Source organism: Vibrio sp. YIC-376 (assembly GCF_052353105.1).
GTDB lineage: Bacteria > Pseudomonadota > Gammaproteobacteria > Enterobacterales > Vibrionaceae > Vibrio.
Genome location: NZ_JBBWFK010000007.1, coordinates 139,606 through 156,954, shown reverse-complemented (window position 1 = coordinate 156,954; position 17,349 = coordinate 139,606). Strand labels below are relative to the sequence as shown.

18 protein-coding genes are annotated in these 17,349 nt (G+C 44.7%); 9 read left to right on the top strand and 9 right to left on the bottom strand.

Annotated features, from left to right (window positions below; genetic code table 11):
* Positions 1–32: 32 nt before the first annotated feature.
* Positions 33–1,370, bottom strand: coding sequence for an amino-acid N-acetyltransferase (gene argA / locus WJM94_RS14870; protein WP_444494974.1), 1,338 nt, complete (start codon positions 1,368–1,370; stop codon positions 33–35).
* A 165-nt stretch (positions 1,371–1,535) separates the two neighbouring features.
* On the opposite strand from argA, the gene WJM94_RS14865 reads away from it, so the two are divergent.
* The 4 genes from WJM94_RS14865 to csdE all read left to right on the top strand — a co-directional run bounded on the left by WJM94_RS14865 (position 1,536) and on the right by csdE (position 4,697).
* Positions 1,536–1,991, top strand: a complete 456-nt coding sequence (locus WJM94_RS14865) for a DUF2850 domain-containing protein (protein WP_444494973.1) — start codon at positions 1,536–1,538, stop codon at positions 1,989–1,991.
* A 237-nt stretch (positions 1,992–2,228) separates the two neighbouring features.
* Entirely contained in the window at positions 2,229–3,341 is a 1,113-nt protein-coding gene (mltA, locus tag WJM94_RS14860; RefSeq protein WP_444494972.1) for a murein transglycosylase A, read from the top strand.
* 102 nt (positions 3,342–3,443) lie between these two features.
* The gene (gene tcdA / locus WJM94_RS14855; protein WP_444494971.1) at positions 3,444–4,253 is read left to right on the top strand and encodes a tRNA cyclic N6-threonylcarbamoyladenosine(37) synthase TcdA; all 810 of its coding nucleotides are present in this window, start codon (positions 3,444–3,446) and stop codon (positions 4,251–4,253) included.
* An 18-nt stretch (positions 4,254–4,271) separates the two neighbouring features.
* Positions 4,272–4,697: a cysteine desulfurase sulfur acceptor subunit CsdE gene (gene csdE, locus WJM94_RS14850; RefSeq protein ID WP_444494970.1), complete on the top strand. Its 426-nt coding sequence runs from the start codon at positions 4,272–4,274 to the stop codon at positions 4,695–4,697.
* Between the two features lie 333 nt (positions 4,698–5,030).
* On the opposite strand, the gene csdA is transcribed toward csdE, so the two are convergent.
* The 4 genes from csdA to WJM94_RS14830 form a co-directional block, all read right to left on the bottom strand.
* The gene (gene csdA, locus WJM94_RS14845; RefSeq protein WP_444494969.1) at positions 5,031–6,242 is read right to left on the bottom strand and encodes a cysteine desulfurase CsdA; all 1,212 of its coding nucleotides are present in this window, start codon (positions 6,240–6,242) and stop codon (positions 5,031–5,033) included.
* Positions 6,242–6,841, bottom strand: a complete 600-nt coding sequence (locus tag WJM94_RS14840; protein WP_444494968.1) for a DJ-1 family glyoxalase III — start codon at positions 6,839–6,841, stop codon at positions 6,242–6,244. The genes csdA and WJM94_RS14840 overlap by 1 nt, the downstream gene beginning before the upstream one ends.
* Entirely contained in the window at positions 6,838–7,728 is an 891-nt protein-coding gene (panE, locus tag WJM94_RS14835; RefSeq protein ID WP_444494967.1) for a 2-dehydropantoate 2-reductase, read from the bottom strand. The genes WJM94_RS14840 and panE overlap by 4 nt, the downstream gene beginning before the upstream one ends.
* 108 nt (positions 7,729–7,836) lie before the next feature.
* Positions 7,837–8,649: a nucleoside-specific channel-forming Tsx family protein gene (locus tag WJM94_RS14830; RefSeq protein WP_444494966.1), complete on the bottom strand. Its 813-nt coding sequence runs from the start codon at positions 8,647–8,649 to the stop codon at positions 7,837–7,839.
* Between the two features lie 323 nt (positions 8,650–8,972).
* Here WJM94_RS14830 and WJM94_RS14825 point away from each other — a divergent pair, with 323 nt between their 5' ends.
* The 3 genes from WJM94_RS14825 to WJM94_RS14815 all read left to right on the top strand — a co-directional run bounded on the left by WJM94_RS14825 (position 8,973) and on the right by WJM94_RS14815 (position 11,101).
* Positions 8,973–9,569 carry an LON peptidase substrate-binding domain-containing protein gene (locus WJM94_RS14825; protein ID WP_444494965.1) on the top strand — a complete coding sequence of 199 codons (597 nt, stop codon included), beginning with the start codon at positions 8,973–8,975 and terminating at the stop codon, positions 9,567–9,569.
* A gap of 291 nt (positions 9,570–9,860) precedes the next feature.
* On the top strand, positions 9,861–10,445 hold the full coding sequence (locus tag WJM94_RS14820; RefSeq protein WP_444494964.1) for an RNA polymerase sigma factor: 585 nt from the start codon (positions 9,861–9,863) through the stop codon (positions 10,443–10,445).
* Positions 10,442–11,101 (top strand): ChrR family anti-sigma-E factor, encoded by a 660-nt coding sequence (locus WJM94_RS14815; RefSeq protein WP_444494963.1) that lies wholly within the window; start codon positions 10,442–10,444, stop codon positions 11,099–11,101. Before WJM94_RS14820 ends, WJM94_RS14815 begins: the two co-directional genes overlap by 4 nt.
* A 106-nt stretch (positions 11,102–11,207) precedes the next feature.
* Here WJM94_RS14815 and WJM94_RS14810 read toward each other — a convergent pair whose 3' ends face one another.
* From WJM94_RS14810 to WJM94_RS14795, 4 genes are all read right to left on the bottom strand, one after another.
* Entirely contained in the window at positions 11,208–12,560 is a 1,353-nt protein-coding gene (locus tag WJM94_RS14810; protein WP_444494962.1) for an AmpG family muropeptide MFS transporter, read from the bottom strand.
* 76 nt (positions 12,561–12,636) lie between these two features.
* Positions 12,637–13,182: a peptidylprolyl isomerase gene (locus WJM94_RS14805; protein WP_444494961.1), complete on the bottom strand. Its 546-nt coding sequence runs from the start codon at positions 13,180–13,182 to the stop codon at positions 12,637–12,639.
* A complete protein-coding gene (locus tag WJM94_RS14800) occupies positions 13,182–13,751 on the bottom strand; it encodes a YajG family lipoprotein (protein WP_444494960.1) in 570 nt (189 codons plus the stop codon). The genes WJM94_RS14805 and WJM94_RS14800 overlap by 1 nt, the downstream gene beginning before the upstream one ends.
* Before the next feature lie 42 nt (positions 13,752–13,793).
* The gene (locus WJM94_RS14795) at positions 13,794–14,948 is read right to left on the bottom strand and encodes a methyltransferase (protein ID WP_444494959.1); all 1,155 of its coding nucleotides are present in this window, start codon (positions 14,946–14,948) and stop codon (positions 13,794–13,796) included.
* A 281-nt stretch (positions 14,949–15,229) separates the two neighbouring features.
* Between WJM94_RS14795 and bolA the strand changes: the two genes are divergently transcribed.
* Together bolA and WJM94_RS14785 are read left to right on the top strand one after the other, a co-directional pair.
* Positions 15,230–15,538, top strand: coding sequence for a transcriptional regulator BolA (gene bolA / locus WJM94_RS14790; RefSeq protein WP_444494958.1), 309 nt, complete (start codon positions 15,230–15,232; stop codon positions 15,536–15,538).
* Between the two features lie 470 nt (positions 15,539–16,008).
* Positions 16,009–17,349, top strand: a complete 1,341-nt coding sequence (locus WJM94_RS14785; RefSeq protein WP_444494957.1) for a Na(+)-translocating NADH-quinone reductase subunit A — start codon at positions 16,009–16,011, stop codon at positions 17,347–17,349.

Below are 17,349 nucleotides of genomic sequence, written 5' to 3'. Positions count from 1 at the left end.
AGACCGAGTATTCAACTCGGTCTTTTAATTGCCTATAAATCCAGAGCTAAGATTTTTGATTTACGCTGGAAGTTGTATAAGCCTTGCTTCGCTCCCGGTAAATAATCGACGCCCACTTCGTAAAAACCCTGTTCTCTGAACCAGTGTAAGCTGTGAGTCGTTAGCACGAAGATCTGATTGATGTTCTCTGACTTGGAACGATGCTTCATGTAATTCAGTAATAGCAAACCACGGTTACCATCGCGGTAATCAGGATGAATCGCCACACAGGCCATTTCCGCTTTGCGTTCTTCGGCGTATGGGTATAACGCGGCGCAGCCAATGATTAACCCATCTTTTTCGATGATGGTGAATTTGCCAATCTCTTGTTCCAATTGCTCGCGCGAACGTCTTACTAATATGCCTTGCTCTTCCAGTGGACGGATTAAGTCTAAAATCCCGCCAATGTCATCGATATTGGCTTGGCGGACTTGCTCAGCGCTGGCCATTACGACTTGAGTACCGATACCATCGAAAGAGAACAGCTCCTGAATCAACGCACCATCGACTTTATAACTGATCAGATGGCTACGAGGTACGCCAGCACGGCAAGCTGCAATCGAACCTTTTAAGAAACGAAGGGTGCCGGAATTGTAGTCAGAATCTGGCGCGGCATTTTCTGTCAGGGTTTTAATGACATGCTCGGCTTCGATCGGAAGCAGTTCCGCGACAGCATTGCCGTTGTCATCAATAACACCTTGTTCAGAGCAGAAGCCGATCAACTTGTCAGCACCCAGCTTAATTGCAAGCTGTGTAGCGACTTCTTCGGAGAGTAGGTTGAAACATTCTCCGGTCACAGAACTGGCGATTGGACCAAGCAACACAATGGAACCTTGATCCAAGGTGCGGTTAATGGCATCTGTATCGATACGACGAATTCGTCCGCTGTGGCAGTAATCAATACCATCATCAACGCCTAAAGGCTGGGCAATAACGTAGTTACCCGTGACGACGCTTAATTGCGTTCCTGCCATTGGGGTGTTGTTCAGACTCATTGAAAGACGAGCGGTGATAGCCAGTTGAAGTTGTCCCGCTGCTTGCATAACTACTGATAAAGCATGTTCATCAGTAACTCGGATGTTCTTATGGTATGGCGTAGTAAGGTTCTGTTTTTCCAATAATTGGTTAATTTGCGGACGAGCGCCATAAACCACCACTACCTTAATGCCCAAGCTGTGCATTAAAGCAATATCATTGATAATGTTACCGAAGTTATTATGGGCTACAGCTTCACCACCAAGCATAATGACCATGGTTTTACCACGGTGTGCATTAACGTAGGGTGTTGATTGGCGAAACCCTTTGACGAGAGCGGTACTACGAATTTTCACTACAGCCATTTCCTTGTGTTTATTTATGCTTGAATAATGTCTTTTTATTCACCTTATGGCAAGGTGATTTTTTTGGAATAAAGGACAAACATATAGAGAGTAGTTCTTTATCGAACAAAGAGGTAAAGGTTACAATGAGACCTCTTTTCCCAATCGGTGGTTCTCATGCCTTCAGTTGTCAATAAGAACGCTGCGATTACTGCTCAATCCCAATTAAATGCTTTAGAAAAGTCCAAGTTTCGAAAAGGTGTAGAGCGTTCTTTGATGCTTGCTGCGGTGCTTGGGACAATCATTGTGTGTATGCTGTACAGCGATTTGATCTCCCGATACATCAACCCAACCACTCCCAAGTCGGCTATTTTTGGTAAATGGGTCGAGCAAGACGTCGCTCCGTATGCGCGTGAAAAGTTTGTATTGAGTGAAAGAGGCGTCACGGTTAACGGATCCACCATCGCAACAGATTTTGAATTCGATGGCGATTCATTCTCTTATAAGCTTGGTGCCACAGTTCGCCGTTTTGAGTTTTTAGATCACCAATACACCGAAATGAAGCTGGATGCGAACGCCCATTACCTGCCTGTTTTTCATTTAGAGAAACGCTTGGGAAATCAGGCTCATTAAACTTGCTGCACTCTTCTTTTATTTACCAGTCGTTGTACACCGTTTATATTCACACATTCTCTGGACAATTCTGACTTTCATCTCCTGCTATCATGTTGTTAATTCAGCCTTAAGTGGATGAAATCGCAGCATCTAAAGTCGTTGGCTTAGTATTGAAACAATTTGATGCTGCTTTCCAATTGCGCTGCTTGATTTTGTTTGCCATCCTTTTGCTATCTTTTATTACGGAATAATCACGTGCTAAAAAAACTCATTCCTATTGTTTCTCTAAGCCTGCTGTTCGGTTGTGCTCAGACGAGTGAAAAAAACGATCTCGCCAAGCAATACCTTGATGCTGAGTTTCCCCAAATTCTTAATCAAGTCGATGTGGTTGAGTCGAATAAACCCCGCGACTTTACAGAGTTCAACAAGCAAGTAGAGCAGGTTTTGATAAAATCGCCATCTATGACGAAGATGTACCAACCGCTATATCACAGACTGAGTGAATGGGCACAACAAAGTGGTGATACTAGTGTACTCAGCGCCTACGGAATTCAAGCGGCGCAGCTTGGTGGTGGTGATAAAAAGGGCAACGTGTTGTTCACGGGGTATTTCTCTCCGGTAATGGAATTGCGCCATAAGCCAAATAACATCTTTAAATACCCAGTGTATGGCAAGCCTGATTGTTCTTCTGACTGCCCGACTCGTGCCGAGATCTACGATGGCGCATTAGACGGTCAAGGCTTGGTACTGGGGTATGCGCCTAATCGTATCGACCCATTTATGATGGAAGTGCAGGGCAGCGGATATGTGCACTTTGAAGACGATGACACTCTGGAATACTTTGCCTATGCAGGGAAGAACAACAAGGCGTACGTGAGTATCGGAAAAATCTTGATTGAACGTGGTGAAGTACCACGTGAAGAGATGTCCATGAAAGCGATTAAAGATTGGGTGATGGCTAACGATGAAGCCACCGTTCGTGAGCTATTGGAGCAAAATCCGTCTTATGTGTTCTTTGCACCTAAAGCGGAAGCGCCAGTGACAGGTGCGGCTGGCATTCCACTGTTGCCAATGGCGGCGGTGGCGGGTGACCGTTCGATTTTACCAATGGGCACCCCGGTTCTGGCTGAAGTACCACTACTTAATGAGGACGGAACCTGGAGTGGCGTGCACCAACTTCGCATTCTGCTTGTACTGGACACAGGCGGTGCGGTAAAACGTAATCACCTCGATCTTTATCACGGTATCGGTGCAAGAGCGGGAACCGAAGCTGGGCACTACAAACACTTTGGCCGTGTTTGGAAACTAGGATTGGAAAACACTCCGACTCAAGCGCCTTGGGCTTTGCCGCCAGAAAAGTTACAATAGCGGGCTGAAAAGAGAGAGGAACGTCCTCTTGTCTAGACATTTTCTCAAAGAGTGCGTATAAATCGCACTCTTTGTTTTTCTATCGATCATCTGGATTTCAATATGCGCGAACTCGATACTCCGGCCTCTGACAATTACAATCAACGCTTTGGCGGCACTCGTCGTCTTTACGGCAATAGCGAAGTCGAAATTCTTCGCGCGGCACATGTGTGTGTGATTGGTATTGGTGGTGTAGGTTCGTGGGCGGTAGAAGCGCTTGCACGTACGGGTATTGGTGAGCTGACGCTGATTGATATGGACGATGTGTGTGTGACGAACATTAACCGTCAAATTCATGCTATGTCTGGTACGGTTGGCCAAAGCAAAATTGAAGTGATGGCAGAGCGCGTTAAACTGATCAACCCGGAATGTAAGGTGAATCTGATTGACGATTTCATTACGCCAGACAACCAGCATGAGTACTTGAGCAAAGAGTTCGATTACGTGTTGGATGCGATCGATAGTGTGAAAGCAAAAGCTTCTCTATTGGCCTACTGCCGCAGTAACAAGATCAAAGTGATCACGACTGGTGGCGCTGGTGGTCAGCTTGACCCAACACAAATCATGGTGGCGGATCTGACGAAGACGATTCAGGATCCGCTCGCCAAAAAGATAAAAGATACTTTGCGTCGTCATCATAACTTTCCGAAGAATCCTGCGCGTAAATTTGGTATTGACTGCGTATTCTCTACAGAGCAGCTAAAATATCCTCAAGCGGATGGTTCAGTCTGTGGCGTGAAGTCTACTGCAGAAGGCCCGAAACGAATGGACTGCGCAAGCGGATTTGGTGCGGCAACAGTGGTGACGGCTACATTCGGTTTTGTTGCGGTTTCACGCATTGTGGAAAAGCTTATTCAAAAGTATAAGAAGTAACACAGAGAAGTAGGCATTATGACTGATTTTCCAGTTTCCCCATTTGGCTCCGAGATCACCAGTGACGATATTGTCGCGACGATGCAGCAATTTAAAGGCTGGGAAGATCGCTACCGTCAGGTTATCCAGTGGGGTAAAAAACTGCCCCAAATGCCTGACGAGCTGAAATCTGAACAAGTTACGGTATCGGGCTGTGAAAGCTTAGTTTGGCTGGTTAGCCAGGAGCAGGATGGCGTTTGGCATTTCTGCGCTGATTCCGATGCGCGAATTGTCCGTGGTTTGATTGCGTTAGTGATGGCCGCGTATGATGGAAAAACCGCTGAGCAGATAAAAGCTTTCGACATTGACGCGTATTTTGAACAGCTAGGCTTGATTGCACACTTAAGCCCATCTCGTGGCAATGGTCTGAAGGCGATTGTTGAGAAAATTAAAGGATCTAGGTGACTAGATCCTAGGTGGTTAGGATCCTAGGTTTTCTCGCTGTGAATTGATTGGAAAACAGTAAGCTTTGTTTTGGTGAAAGGTCCTAGGTGGCTAGGTCCTAGGTTCTAGGGAAGATGCGGCCAGTTCAGTGATAAACGTAGGTTCCGGTGTTTGTTTCTTTGGAATACCGATTACAGAATACCGAAATGCTTGACGTCGGGTTTGGGTAGATTAAAAAATAATCCGTAATCCGTAATCCGTAATCCGTAATCCGTAATCCGTAATCCGTAATCCGTAATCCGTAATCCGTAATCTTTTCCTAGGCCCTAGAACCTAGGATCCTAGAACCTTATTTTAAAGCATATCGACCGCTTTCTTTACCGCCGCAATCAGCCTATCCACATCTTCTTCAGTGTTATAAATACCAAAAGAGACGCGTACTGTTCCTTTAACCTTAAGTGCATCCATTAACGGATGTGCACAATGGTGTCCAGCGCGTACTGCGATACCTTGCTGGTCTAGCAGTGTGGCGATGTCCTGATGGTGCACGCCATCCATCACAAATGTCAGTACAGATGCGTTCGGCTGGTAGCCAAGAATTCGAATATCATCCAATTGGCTAAGTGTTTGATAGGCTTTGTTTTGTAGAGCATGCAGGTGATCTTCCACTTCTTGATGATCAAACCCCTGATACCACTCAATGGCTTTTGCGAGCGCAATAGCGCCAGCGACGTTCGGAGTGCCCGCTTCGAATTTTCCGGGTAACGCAGAAAAGGTGGTCTTTTCAAACGATACTCTCTCGACCATTTTCCCGCCGCCGTGCCATGGAGGCATAGCTTCTAATAGCGCTAATTTACCGTAAAGCACGCCAATTCCTGCTGGGGCATAAAGTTTGTGGCCGGAGAACACGTAAAAATCGATGTCCAGTTCAGCAAGTTTCAGCTGCTCGTGCACGATACCTTGTGCGCCGTCCACCACGACAACCGCACCGAATTGATGTGCAAGGGACGTAATTTCTTCGATAGGTTGACGTGAGCCAGTGACGTTAGTGATTTGTGCACACGCCACAATCTTACAGCGTTCAGAGAGAAGTGTTTTAAACGCATCCATATCAAACTGGCAGTCAGAAGTCATGGGGATCTTAACGACTTTGGCGCCGGTTTGCTTAGCAACAATTTGCCATGGAACGATGTTGGCGTGATGCTCCATTTCACTGATTAATATCTCGTCGCCCGGTTGTAAAGTGCTTCGCGCATAAGTCTGGGCAATCAAGTTGAGAGCTTCTGTTGCACCACGTGTCCAGATGATCTCTTTTGAGCTGGCAGCACCGATAAAGCGAGTAACCGTGTCGCGTGCCGCTTCAAATTGGCTGGTTGCATTGGCCGTTAAGCTATGACTTCCACGATGTACATTGGCATTTTGAGCACTGTAGTAATGACTGATCACGTCGATCACGCATTGAGGCTTTTGTGTAGTCGCAGCGCTATCAAGGTAGACCAGTGGAGTGTCATTGATTGACTGATTTAAAGCGGGAAACTGTTTGCGAACCGCATTGACGTCAAACATTACTCGTCACCAATCTTGTGATAATGAAGAGTAGGAATTGTCACCATAGGTTCAGCGACAGTCCAGGCATGCTTTTTCCCTGACAACTTGATGATCACTTCCATCGCAAATTCCAAAGCCGTGCCCGGTCCCTGGCTGGTGATCAGGTTATGGTTCACATCGATAGTAACGCGCTTACTGCGCCAGTACGCTTCAGGAATGTGTGACTGGAAGCTAGGGTGACAAGTCATCAGGGCTCCCGGGAAGAGATCATGATGCTGTAGCACCAGAGCAGGGGCAGCACAGATAGCGGCAACCAATTTGCCCTCGTAAATGTGTTGTTTAAGGATTTCTATCATTACCGTACTGTCACGAAACACTTCAGAGCCGCCGACACCGCCTGGAAGCGCAATGACATCAAACTCGTCATCGGCAATATCAACCAGCTTACAATCTGCGGTTAGCGTAACACCACGAGAAGCTTTCATCGTCAAAGCACCGTCGAACGCAGCACTAGCTACAGTAACGTCATACCCGGCACGAACCATCATATCGATGATTGTGACGGCTTCCATTTCTTCGGTCCCTGGCGCGATAGGCACTAAGATTTTTACACTCATTTTTCTGTCCAGCTTTGTTCTATCTGTTTAATGCGTTGGTAAAGATTTAAGTTCTCAGGAGTATCGATGTGGTGGTTCTCAGCAGCGTGCAGCAAATATCCTGTAATAAAGTCAATTTCAGTACGGCGCTGGTGGACAACATCTTGTCTCATTGAAGAATAGTTTTCCGCAGTAGCGTTGACGACTTGCATGATGGTACCGAACAGGTTTTCGAACTCGGCATCGATACCCTCTTTATTCATGACGTTAACCAGTTCCTGCGTAATCTTTCGCAGAGTACCCTGAAACTCTTGCTGTGCAAGCGCCCCATTTTTGCATTGATGAATAGCCGTTAATGGGTTAATCGCACAGTTTATAGCGAGTTTAGTCCACAATGCTGCATTGATATTTGGGTTCCATCTCACTTCAGGAAGAGCGTGATTCATTACCTCCTGTAAAAACTGGCATTGCTTACCCGGGCTATTAAAGCCTCCGATTTGAGTGATGCCATGGCCTGTATGTAACACTTGCTGTTTACAAGGTTTGTAGGCGCCGTGAGTCGTGGTCGCTAAAACGATCGGGTTGTTCTTAAGCGTTTCTGAGACGCGTTGTGCGGTACCCATGCCGTTATGCATTAACATCACAATGGTATCAGGGTTGATATGCGCAAGTAGGGGACGAATCGCTTCTTCAACCTGCCATGCTTTGACTGTCACAACAATCAAGTCTGCATTCTTTACATCTGGAAGGTGATGATTCGAAAAGGTGTCAACGGCTCCGTCATCAAGCTGCAACTGGAGCTGAGATTCTGGGCTTCTGCTCCAAAGAGACACATTGTGTCCAGCTTGCTTGAATTTTGTTGCCCAGAGTGAGCCGATAGCTCCGGGACCTAAGATGACAATATTCACCCAACGCTCTCATTAAAAAGGTTTGCTGCAAGGATAATGAGGGGAAAAAGGAAAGCAAATAAAAATGGCGCTTATGAGCGCCATTTTTGAGGAAACTTATCGGTTCAATTAGAACTTGTAAGTAACAGAGAAGTAGTGCGTAACACCTGATGAGTCGTTAGTCACTGCTGGGTTCCATGGTACAGGAGCTCCGTCTTTAAAACCGTATACGTCTTTAAACAGTTTTAGACCGTAACCTACAGCGTAACGCTCAGAGTGCCAGTAAATGCCGTTGAACATTGCAAGGCCGTCATCAGACTGAGAGTACTTGTCTTCCATACCAAATTGGTAATCTAAGTAACCTTGGTAAGAAATGAATGAACCGTTGTCGAAGAAGTAGAAAGGTTTGAACCAGTTAGTCGATAGTTGGAAACCATTCCAGTCTTTTACAGAGTTATCGTAGTTTCCGTATAGGTTTAGACCCATTTTGCCAAACCAAGGAACCATAACATCTGAACCAAGACCGATTTTGTATTGAGCTTCAGTAGTGCCACCGTACATTACGTTTTCTGTAGCAATGTAAAGCTCTTGTACTGGGCCAAAAGAAAGATCCTTGCCTGTTACTGCATCAAGAGACATACGAGGAGCAAACTTCATAAATAGTTTGTCAGAACCTGACTTGTCACTGCTGCTGTCGCCAGTAATGTTGAAGTAATCAACGTAACCGTACAAATCAAAGATCCCTGAGCGACCACCAAATTCCATCTCTAGGTAATCATGAGATGAATCTTCACCAGGGCCTTTTTCATCTACAGCGTACATTAGGTTGAATTGCAGCCATTTGTAATCGTTTTTGTGGATATCGCCGTCAGAGTAATCAGCAGCCAAAACTGGAGCTGAAGTTGCCGCTAGTAGGCCAAGAGTTAAAAGTGATTTACGCATAAGGGACTCTCTATGTTTGTAATGTTTTAGAATATGCAATCGACGTTGCGTTTTCCAATTGGCGGGAATAATAGCGATAATAATCCCAAAAGAAAGTGATAAACGGTGCAAAACAAAACCTTTTTAGTGACGCTTGTCACGTTTTGGTTTTTATTTACGGAACTTTTCTGTTGTTGCACTTTTTTGCAATGAATGTGTGATTTGGATCGTTTGCGTAGCGATTTTCGTGACTTTTTAAGGCAGTCGATTAATCAACATAAACTGTTAGTGATCGGAATAATTAGAAATTCGTACTAAAACGGTGAACCCAAGAGGACTTATAAATGAACGAAGTCATGTTATTTCCACTTACTTCAGTAGTACTTCCTGAAGGCAAAATGAATTTGCGTATTTTTGAGCCACGCTATATTCGCATGGTGAAAGAAAGCACTTCGAAAAACGTCGGCTTTGGTGTTTGCCTGGTAGGTAGTGACGGCGACCCAAAAGAAGTGGGTAATGTTTCTTCATTAGGAACATTGGTTCGAATTGTTGATTTTGAAACGCTGGATGATGGGCTTCTGGGTATCACAGTTGTGGGAGAGAAGCGGTTTAGTGTTAAGCGCGTTCGGGCTGATTCCGATGGTTTACGCCATGCAGAAGTCGAATGGTTAGAAAATTGGCAAGTTCCAAAGGGCATACTTCACTTTGACTTTTTGAGTCAGCAACTTGCACACGTTTATGAAGAATTCCCTCAACTGGGAACGCTCTATCTTCATCGTTTCTATGACGACCCAACATGGGTTACTCAACGTTGGCTCGAGCTGTTGCCGTTAGATTGCAGCTTATTTGAACAGTTGGCGGGCGCAAATGACTGCCTCCCAGCGATGCAGTTTTTACGTCAGGCGCTTGAAGCCCCTACAGATAAAGAAACAAGAACCTAAGAAACTAGAAAAACTGATGGTGATATTGTTTGCATCACATTTCTCGCGTCAGCTTCTCTATAATTTCAGGTAATAGGGGAGTTTAGTCTCCGGGAGGAATGAGTAGCGTCTGTTCCTCAAAAGATCGATATAACACGAATAAATTAACGATTGTATAGGCAGTGATCCAAGTGATGACCTTTTGACGTACAAAGCCATTGTTAACGACAGGGTCTACAGCTAATAGGGTAATGACATCAGCGACTAGGACGCAATGAGAGAGGGGTACCCCTCCCGAAGATAAGGCCGAATATGATGAGTGATAGCCGACAAAAACTGGGGCGCCGAGAATGGAATGCTTACATGGAAAAAGTAAAAGCTCGAGACAAAGATGCTTTTGCTTTTGTATTCCGTTTTTACGCGCCAAAGTTGAAACAGTTTGCCTTCAAACATGTGGGTAATGAACAGGTCGCGATGGAAATGGTGCAAGAAACCATGGCAACGGTCTGGCATAAAGCTCACCTTTATGATGGCGAGAAAAGTGCATTATCAACCTGGATATATACCATCGTTCGTAACTTGTGCTTTGACTTGTTGAGGAAACAGAGAGGTAAAGAGTTACATATTCATTCTGATGATATCTGGCCTTCAGAATACTACCCACCCGATCTCGTTGATCACTATTCGCCTGAGTTGGACATGCTCAAAGAGCAGGTAGTCAAGTTCTTGGATACGCTACCGAAAAGCCAGAGAGACGTGTTGCAAGCGGTATACCTCGAAGAGTTACCACACCAGCAAGTGGCAGAACTGTTTGATATACCACTTGGTACTGTTAAATCACGCCTGAGACTTGCTGTAGAAAAACTGAGACATTCAATGCAAACGGAGCAACTATGAACAAACATCCAGATAACAAATTGTTAGAAGCGTATGCTTCGGGCAGCATTGATGCAGTTTCTGGTCTTGTGGTCGCGACTCACTTAGAAACGTGCTCCAAGTGCAGAGAATACGTAAACCGAATCGAAACTACGCAAGCAAATGTGGTGAGTGATACCCCTTGTGTCTATGTGCCTGAATTCGACGACATGCTTGATGAGATTATCACAGCAAAACCTTTGCGAGATAATGTTGTAATTAGAGACTCCGCTAAGGTGACCGTAGCGGGTAAAAGCTTTGAGTTGCCAAAAACGTTAAGTCGCTTTTCAGACCTGGTTGGTTCATGGAGAAGTTATGGAGGTAAAGTTTACAGTGCTCAAATCGACTTAGGTGAAGATGCCAGAGTGAATCTGATGTACATCAGCGGTGATGTACGAATACCTCAACATACTCACAAAGGATTGGAATCAACCTTAATTCTTCATGGCGGTTTTAGCGATGAGGACGGTGAGTATGAAGAGGGCGACCTGATGATAAGAGATGCCTCTATTAAGCACAGCCCTTACACCAAAGCTGGGGAAGACTGCTTGTGCTTAACCGTACTGACAGAGCCGATGATATTTACTCAAGGTGTGGCAAGAATATTCAATATGTTCGGTAAAGGGCTCTATCCGTAATTACCTTAGCTGTAAGCAATACTCTCATGTAAAAAGAACCACCCAATTGCGGTGGTTCTTTTTTCTCTGCGTACATAAGGCGCTTACTACATGGACTGCTGTTCGCCTAATGTTTATGTCGGGCTTTTTCCAACAGTTCATCAAAGTAGTGGCGTAGTGAATACAGCATAATCAAGCTTGGGATCACCATTACCGCTGTTAGAATGAAGAACGTACTCCAGTCGTTTAGGTAATCAACCAACTCTCCACTGAAGGACGCCAGTGTGGTTCGTCCAAAGTTACCTAAAGATGCCAGCAAAGCGTACTGCGTCGCTGAAAATGCCTGACCAGTGAGAATGGTCAGGAACGAGACAAACGCCACCGTTGAGAATGCCGTTGTAAAGTTATCAACGATAATAGTTGCCAAATACAGGTGCTCATCTGGACCAACTGAGGCAATACAGGCAAACATCAGGTTACTTGCCGACATTGCAACGCCACCAATCATCAGACCGCGAACAATACCAAACTTCACATTGAACATACTGCCCACTAATGTGAAGAATATGGTGGCACCCCAGCCGATGAGCTTGGAGTAGTGACCAATCTGCTCGTTACTGAAGCCGATATCTTTGTAGAATGCGATGGACATTCGGCCTAAGAAAGCTTCGCCAATTTTAAATAGGAACACGAATAGCAATAAGGTAATCGCGACACGCACACCGTTGCGGTTGAAGAAATCCAGAAAAGGTTCGACAACGGTTACTGTAAGCCAAGCCACTATCTTTGAACCAACAACATCTTTATGACGTTGTTCTGCTTCTAATTGTAGCTGCTCACGCTGTGTTTTTGGCTCACCGACCAGTAGGGTGAAGACCATTAAAATGACAACGACGAAAGCCATACCGTAATAGACGCCATTCCAGCCAATGCTATCGGCATTAATAAATGCTAAATAGCCAGGCAGGGAATAACCCGTCCACCATCCGGTTACTGCCATCGCCGATGCTTGAGGTAACTTTGATGCTTCTGATTTCGGGAATGTATCGATACGAAATGCATCTATAGCGATATCTTGCGTTGCTGATGCTGTGGCAATACAAAGGGCAAGAAGTGACGCAAAAACCAGATTCTCTGCAGGATTGACATCTGCAATAAAGATAGTTGCGACGAGTACGATGCTCTGGCAAAAGAAAATCCAACTGCGTCGCTGTCCCAGAAAACGGTGCAACAGCGGGAGTTTGACTCGATCTACAAGAGGGGCCCAAAGAAAGTTAATCGCATATACCGCGAATACACTGCCAAAGTAACCGATCGCAGAAAGAGTCAGACCAGCATCTTTTAGCCAGCCAGACATATTAGAGCCTATCAGTACCCACGGGAAACCACTTGAGCAACCGAGCATAAAGACCCATAACAAACGCTTATCGAGGTAACTTTTTACCGTTTCCAACCAAGTGATGGAAGGTAATGAAGACATAGATCAATCCAATAAAATAACGCCGTTGAAAGAGAAAACCCTTCGAATATTCAAAGGGTTTATGATTTTGATTTGGCTATTTGAGTAATGTTGCGTTGGTGATGACGATTTGAGTTTCTGGAACGTCACTCATTCTGCCTGATGAAGTTGTTGGCTGTTTCGCCATGTTTTGAATGACTTCAAAACCTTCTGTTACCTGACCAAATACCGCATAACCCGGCGGGCGGGCAGCGAAGTTTAGAAAATCGTTATCAACTAAGTTGATGTAGAACTGGCGAGTGGCAGAGTCAGGGGCATTGGTTCGTGCCATCGCAATGGTAGCGCGGTCGTTATTTAGGCCGTTGTTACCTTCATTTTTGATTGGCTCGTAGGTATTAACCATCTGCATATCTTGATTAAACCCACCACCTTGAGCCATAAAGCCCGGGATCACTCGATGGAAAATGGTTCCCTTATAGCTGCCATCTTCTACATATTTGAGAAAGTTAGCGACAGTTATCGGCGCTTTTTCTTCATTCAACTCGACAGTAAAAGAACCCAACGTTGTTTCAAACGTTACCTTGGGACCCGCCCAAACGCTACAGCTTAACAGCGCCAGAGAAAATATAGCTTTGCGTATCATTAGAATCGCTCCTGCATGTACATACGAAGCTCAGGGTCGTTGGCGATTTCTTTCAGTGTTAGATTGACAACATCGTTTAATGTTTTCTCTATATCTGAGTCAGACGCGCTGAACGTACCTGAACGTTTTGCAGTACCGGTGAATGTTTTCACTAGTCTGCCCTGTGGATTCTCTGCTGTAATTTCTACAACGACCTTTGCATCCATTTCGTTTTCCATTACGGAATGTTTTACATTCACCAATGCTTCCTGGACTTTAAGTTCGACAATATTGTTGCTGTTTAGATCTGAATGAAAGCCCTGAGATGAGAACTGTTTCTCCAACGCTTGTTCCAGAGTGATACGCAAATTCTGTTTCGCGTGAAGAGGAAGAATATTCGAACGGCCATTGTCTACTAACGCGACATATTGAGCGGCACGCACATCTTTACTGGTCAAGCTGTAGGTTTTGCCTTGCACAATCGGGTTTGTACTAAGCGTGCTTTCAGGCATCAGGTTCAGTTGTGGTTGTTGAGGTGCTGAACATGCAGCAAGTAATGCAACTGAAGCCGCGAGTACCAGTTTTTTCATTTGTTTGTTCCTTGTAAACATTTTTCTCAGTAAAGAGCTTTATTATTTTGCGTTTAATTTAGCAGGATTTTTTGTTGCCTGTAAAATCACGAACTTATTGTTGGACGCGATGAGTTTCACATTGCTATCACCAAACAGGCGTTTCAACTTGGCATCGTAGCCTAAGTGTCGATTACCTATGACAAGTAAATGACCGCCTTTGTTCAAAATCTGCTTGGAATCGCAAAACATCTGCCAGGCAATGTGGTCCGTAATGGCTTGCTGTTGATGAAACGGTGGATTGCACATGATGAGTGAGCAGCTCTCTTTTTCAAAGCCATCTAAGCAGTTGTTCGCGATGCATTGGATATCGCGATCTTCGCCTAAATTATCCAACAAATTCTGCTTGGCTGATTCCAGAGCCATAAAGCTCTCATCTACACAAGTCAGACGTGCGTTAGGATTGAGTTGACCTGCTTTAACTGACAATACGCCATTACCGCAGCCTAAATCGATGATGTGACCGATAGAGGGATCTTGCGGGATATGTTGCAGCATGAATCTGGCACCTAGATCCAGACTTTCTCCTGAATAGACATTTGGCAGGTTTTTGAGCTGAATATCCTCGCCATCGACGCCCCAAGCGTTAATAGGGTCAACTTCGACTACTGGCTTTGCATTCGCTTGAGAGAAAACCAAACGGTGCTTTTTCCAGGCAAGGGATGTCTTTGTTTCACCCAAGTGCTTTTCAAAGAGCTTGAGTGTCGAAGTGTGAATCTCTTTTACTTTATTAACGGCAATAACAGGGCAAGACTCTGGGAGAGTTTTTCTTAACTGGCTCAGTATCCAAGTCAGGTGACGATTACTTTTTGGCAACTGAAGCAGAACCAGATCTGCATTGGCCGGAACATCATCCATCGTGGTGAGAAATGCCACGTCAGTACAATGATTGATTTCGAGGTTTTTTTGAGCGCCTTTATGAGAAATAAAAGAGTCACTCATCAAAGTTACGTGATGTTTTGCAGAAAACCAGCAAGCGAGGGCACCAAAGTTATCATTAATAACGACAATATGTTGATTGTCAGGTAATGCCAGCTCTTCGACGTGATTAATCAGGTACTCATCACCTGCGTCCCAAGCTTGCAGTGTTTCGTTGGAACGCATAGGGAAACGATGAAGCGATAGGCTTCGACCGTGAAGATTCAGTTCGGTTTTCATAAGTAAACGTAGGTTGATTCGATAAACTAGAGATTATTGTCTCAAATGATGGCAAGTGTAGATACAAAAAGCTGTTAAATTTTACGTTTACTCTATTTAGCCGCGCCCATTGGCTTAAACATGAACCAATTCTGTGTTTTAAAAATATCGGGGGTTGGCTATGATTTACCGATGATATATTTGAGCGTCACCAGGTTACTTGAGCATATCTGCGTATGGATACTGCAAGTTACTTTAAGTTGGGTATATACTTATGGGATTCGCATCAATGAGGAACGAATATGATCCAAGAAATCATAGAGAAAAAGCTGCATAGTGAGCTGCAACCTAGTTACCTGAAAGTGATCAATGAAAGTTACATGCACAATGTACCGCCAGGTTCAGAAAGTCACTTTAAAGTTATTGTAGTAAGTGACTCATTTGAAGGGCATAGACTGATCGGAAGGCATCGACAGGTTCATCAAATCCTGGCTGATGAATTGGATAATCATATTCATGCCTTGGCGATTCATACCTACACCGACGACGAATGGAAGAGGGAGCAAAATGGCGCTCCTGATAGCCCTATGTGTGTCGGTGGTGGTCGTTAGAGCGATATAAAAACAGAAAAACAGAAGATGGTGAAGACCATCTTTTTTTCGTTTTACCTAGTTTAATAAGTTTGCGTAACGTGAATAGTGTATGTCAAATGCATTAACAGTGTTTCAACAAATGAATGAAAATCAAAGAATGTTTCAGGCGGTGAATAATGCTTTTCCATAAGAGAAGTATGGAATATTACAATTGTGCGATTGGTCAAAATTATGAGTATTCTTTGACCTTTTAGACCTTATTCTACCTAAATAACCGCTCTATTCTTATGATTGGTCATGGCATCAAGTTCCTAAAAAATGCTAGAATATTGCACCTGAGAAATCTCGCGTATTTTTTGTAACGAGATTTTTAAGAGGATGTTGCGATTTTGGTGTTTTAAGCAACGCCAAAACCGGACACAGATGTCGTGTCTAAAAGTTACGCAATCAAAAGAATCTTTTTCCCGATAAAAGTAGTGCAAGTGCGTATGATTACAATAAAGAAGGGTTTGGATCTTCCTATCGCAGGAACACCATCCCAGGTGATTAATGATGGTAAGACCATCAAAAAAGTCGCCTTGCTTGGCGAAGAGTACGTTGGCATGCGTCCAACCATGCATGTCCGCGTTGGCGATGAAGTGAAAAAAGCGCAAGTTCTTTTTGAAGATAAGAAGAACCCAGGCGTGAAATTCACTGCTCCAGCAGCCGGTAAAGTGATCGAAATTAACCGTGGCGCTAAACGTGTCCTTCAATCAGTTGTGATTGAAGTGGCAGGTGAAGAGCAGGTGACATTCGATAAGTTCGAAGCCGCTCAACTTTCAGGTCTAGATCGTGAAGTGATCAAGACTCAACTGGTTGAATCAGGCTTATGGACCGCTTTACGTACTCGTCCGTTTAGCAAGGTTCCAGCAATCGAGTCTTCAACTAAGGCGATTTTCGTAACTGCAATGGATACTAATCCTCTTGCAGCTAATCCTGAGTTGATAATCAACGAGCAACAAGAAGCATTCGTTGCTGGTCTAGACATTCTTTCAGCCCTGACGGAAGGCAAGGTTTACGTATGTAAATCTGGCACTAGTTTGCCACGCTCTTCGCAGTCTAACATTGAAGAACACGTCTTCGATGGCCCTCACCCAGCAGGTCTTGCTGGCACCCACATGCATTTCCTATACCCAGTAAATGCTGAAAACGTGGCGTGGAGCATCAACTACCAAGACGTTATTGCGTTCGGTAAGTTGTTCCTAACTGGTGAACTTTACACTGACCGTGTTATTTCTCTGGCTGGTCCAGTAGTGAATAACCCTCGTCTAGTTCGCACGACGCTAGGTGCTAGCCTAGACGAAGTGACAGACAACGAGTTAATGCCAGGTGAAGTTCGTGTGATTTCTGGTTCTGTACTAACAGGTACTCATGCAACTGGTTCTCACGCTTACCTAGGTCGTTACCACGTACAAGTTTCTGTTTTGCGTGAAGGTTATGAAAAAGAACTGTTTGGCTGGGCTGTGCCTGGTAAGAACAAGTTCTCAGTAACTCGCTCATTCCTTGGTCACCTATTCAAAGGTCAGTTGTTCAACATGACAACCACGACCAATGGTAGTGATCGTGCAATGGTTCCAATTGGCAACTACGAGCGCGTAGTGCCGTTAGATATGGAACCTACTCTGCTACTTCGCGATCTATGTGCAGGCGATGCAGATAGTGCAATAGCACTTGGCGCTCTAGAGCTAGACGAAGAAGACGTAGCATTGTGTACCTTTGTTTGTCCTGGTAAGTACGAGTACGGCCAACTACTTCGTGAATGCCTAGATAAGATCGAGAAGGAAGGGTAA

Bases quoted from the DNA above. Each gene is read 5' to 3' on its own strand.
- csdE (WP_444494970.1), top strand. From the start codon at position 4,272: ATGACTGATTTTCCAGTTTCCCCATTTGGCTCCGAGATCACCAGTGAC.
- WJM94_RS14800 (WP_444494960.1), bottom strand. From the start codon at position 13,751: ATGAAAAAACTGGTACTCGCGGCTTCAGTTGCATTACTTGCTGCATGT.
- bolA (WP_444494958.1), top strand. From the start codon at position 15,230: ATGATCCAAGAAATCATAGAGAAAAAGCTGCATAGTGAGCTGCAACCT.
- WJM94_RS14795 (WP_444494959.1), bottom strand. From the start codon at position 14,948: ATGAAAACCGAACTGAATCTTCACGGTCGAAGCCTATCGCTTCATCGT.
- WJM94_RS14830 (WP_444494966.1), bottom strand. From the start codon at position 8,649: ATGCGTAAATCACTTTTAACTCTTGGCCTACTAGCGGCAACTTCAGCT.
- csdA (WP_444494969.1), bottom strand. From the start codon at position 6,242: ATGTTTGACGTCAATGCGGTTCGCAAACAGTTTCCCGCTTTAAATCAG.
- WJM94_RS14840 (WP_444494968.1), bottom strand. From the start codon at position 6,841: ATGAGTGTAAAAATCTTAGTGCCTATCGCGCCAGGGACCGAAGAAATG.
- WJM94_RS14785 (WP_444494957.1), top strand. From the start codon at position 16,009: ATGATTACAATAAAGAAGGGTTTGGATCTTCCTATCGCAGGAACACCA.
- WJM94_RS14825 (WP_444494965.1), top strand. From the start codon at position 8,973: ATGAACGAAGTCATGTTATTTCCACTTACTTCAGTAGTACTTCCTGAA.
- WJM94_RS14810 (WP_444494962.1), bottom strand. From the start codon at position 12,560: ATGTCTTCATTACCTTCCATCACTTGGTTGGAAACGGTAAAAAGTTAC.
- WJM94_RS14805 (WP_444494961.1), bottom strand. From the start codon at position 13,182: ATGATACGCAAAGCTATATTTTCTCTGGCGCTGTTAAGCTGTAGCGTT.
- WJM94_RS14820 (WP_444494964.1), top strand. From the start codon at position 9,861: ATGATGAGTGATAGCCGACAAAAACTGGGGCGCCGAGAATGGAATGCT.
- WJM94_RS14815 (WP_444494963.1), top strand. From the start codon at position 10,442: ATGAACAAACATCCAGATAACAAATTGTTAGAAGCGTATGCTTCGGGC.
- tcdA (WP_444494971.1), top strand. From the start codon at position 3,444: ATGCGCGAACTCGATACTCCGGCCTCTGACAATTACAATCAACGCTTT.
- WJM94_RS14865 (WP_444494973.1), top strand. From the start codon at position 1,536: ATGCCTTCAGTTGTCAATAAGAACGCTGCGATTACTGCTCAATCCCAA.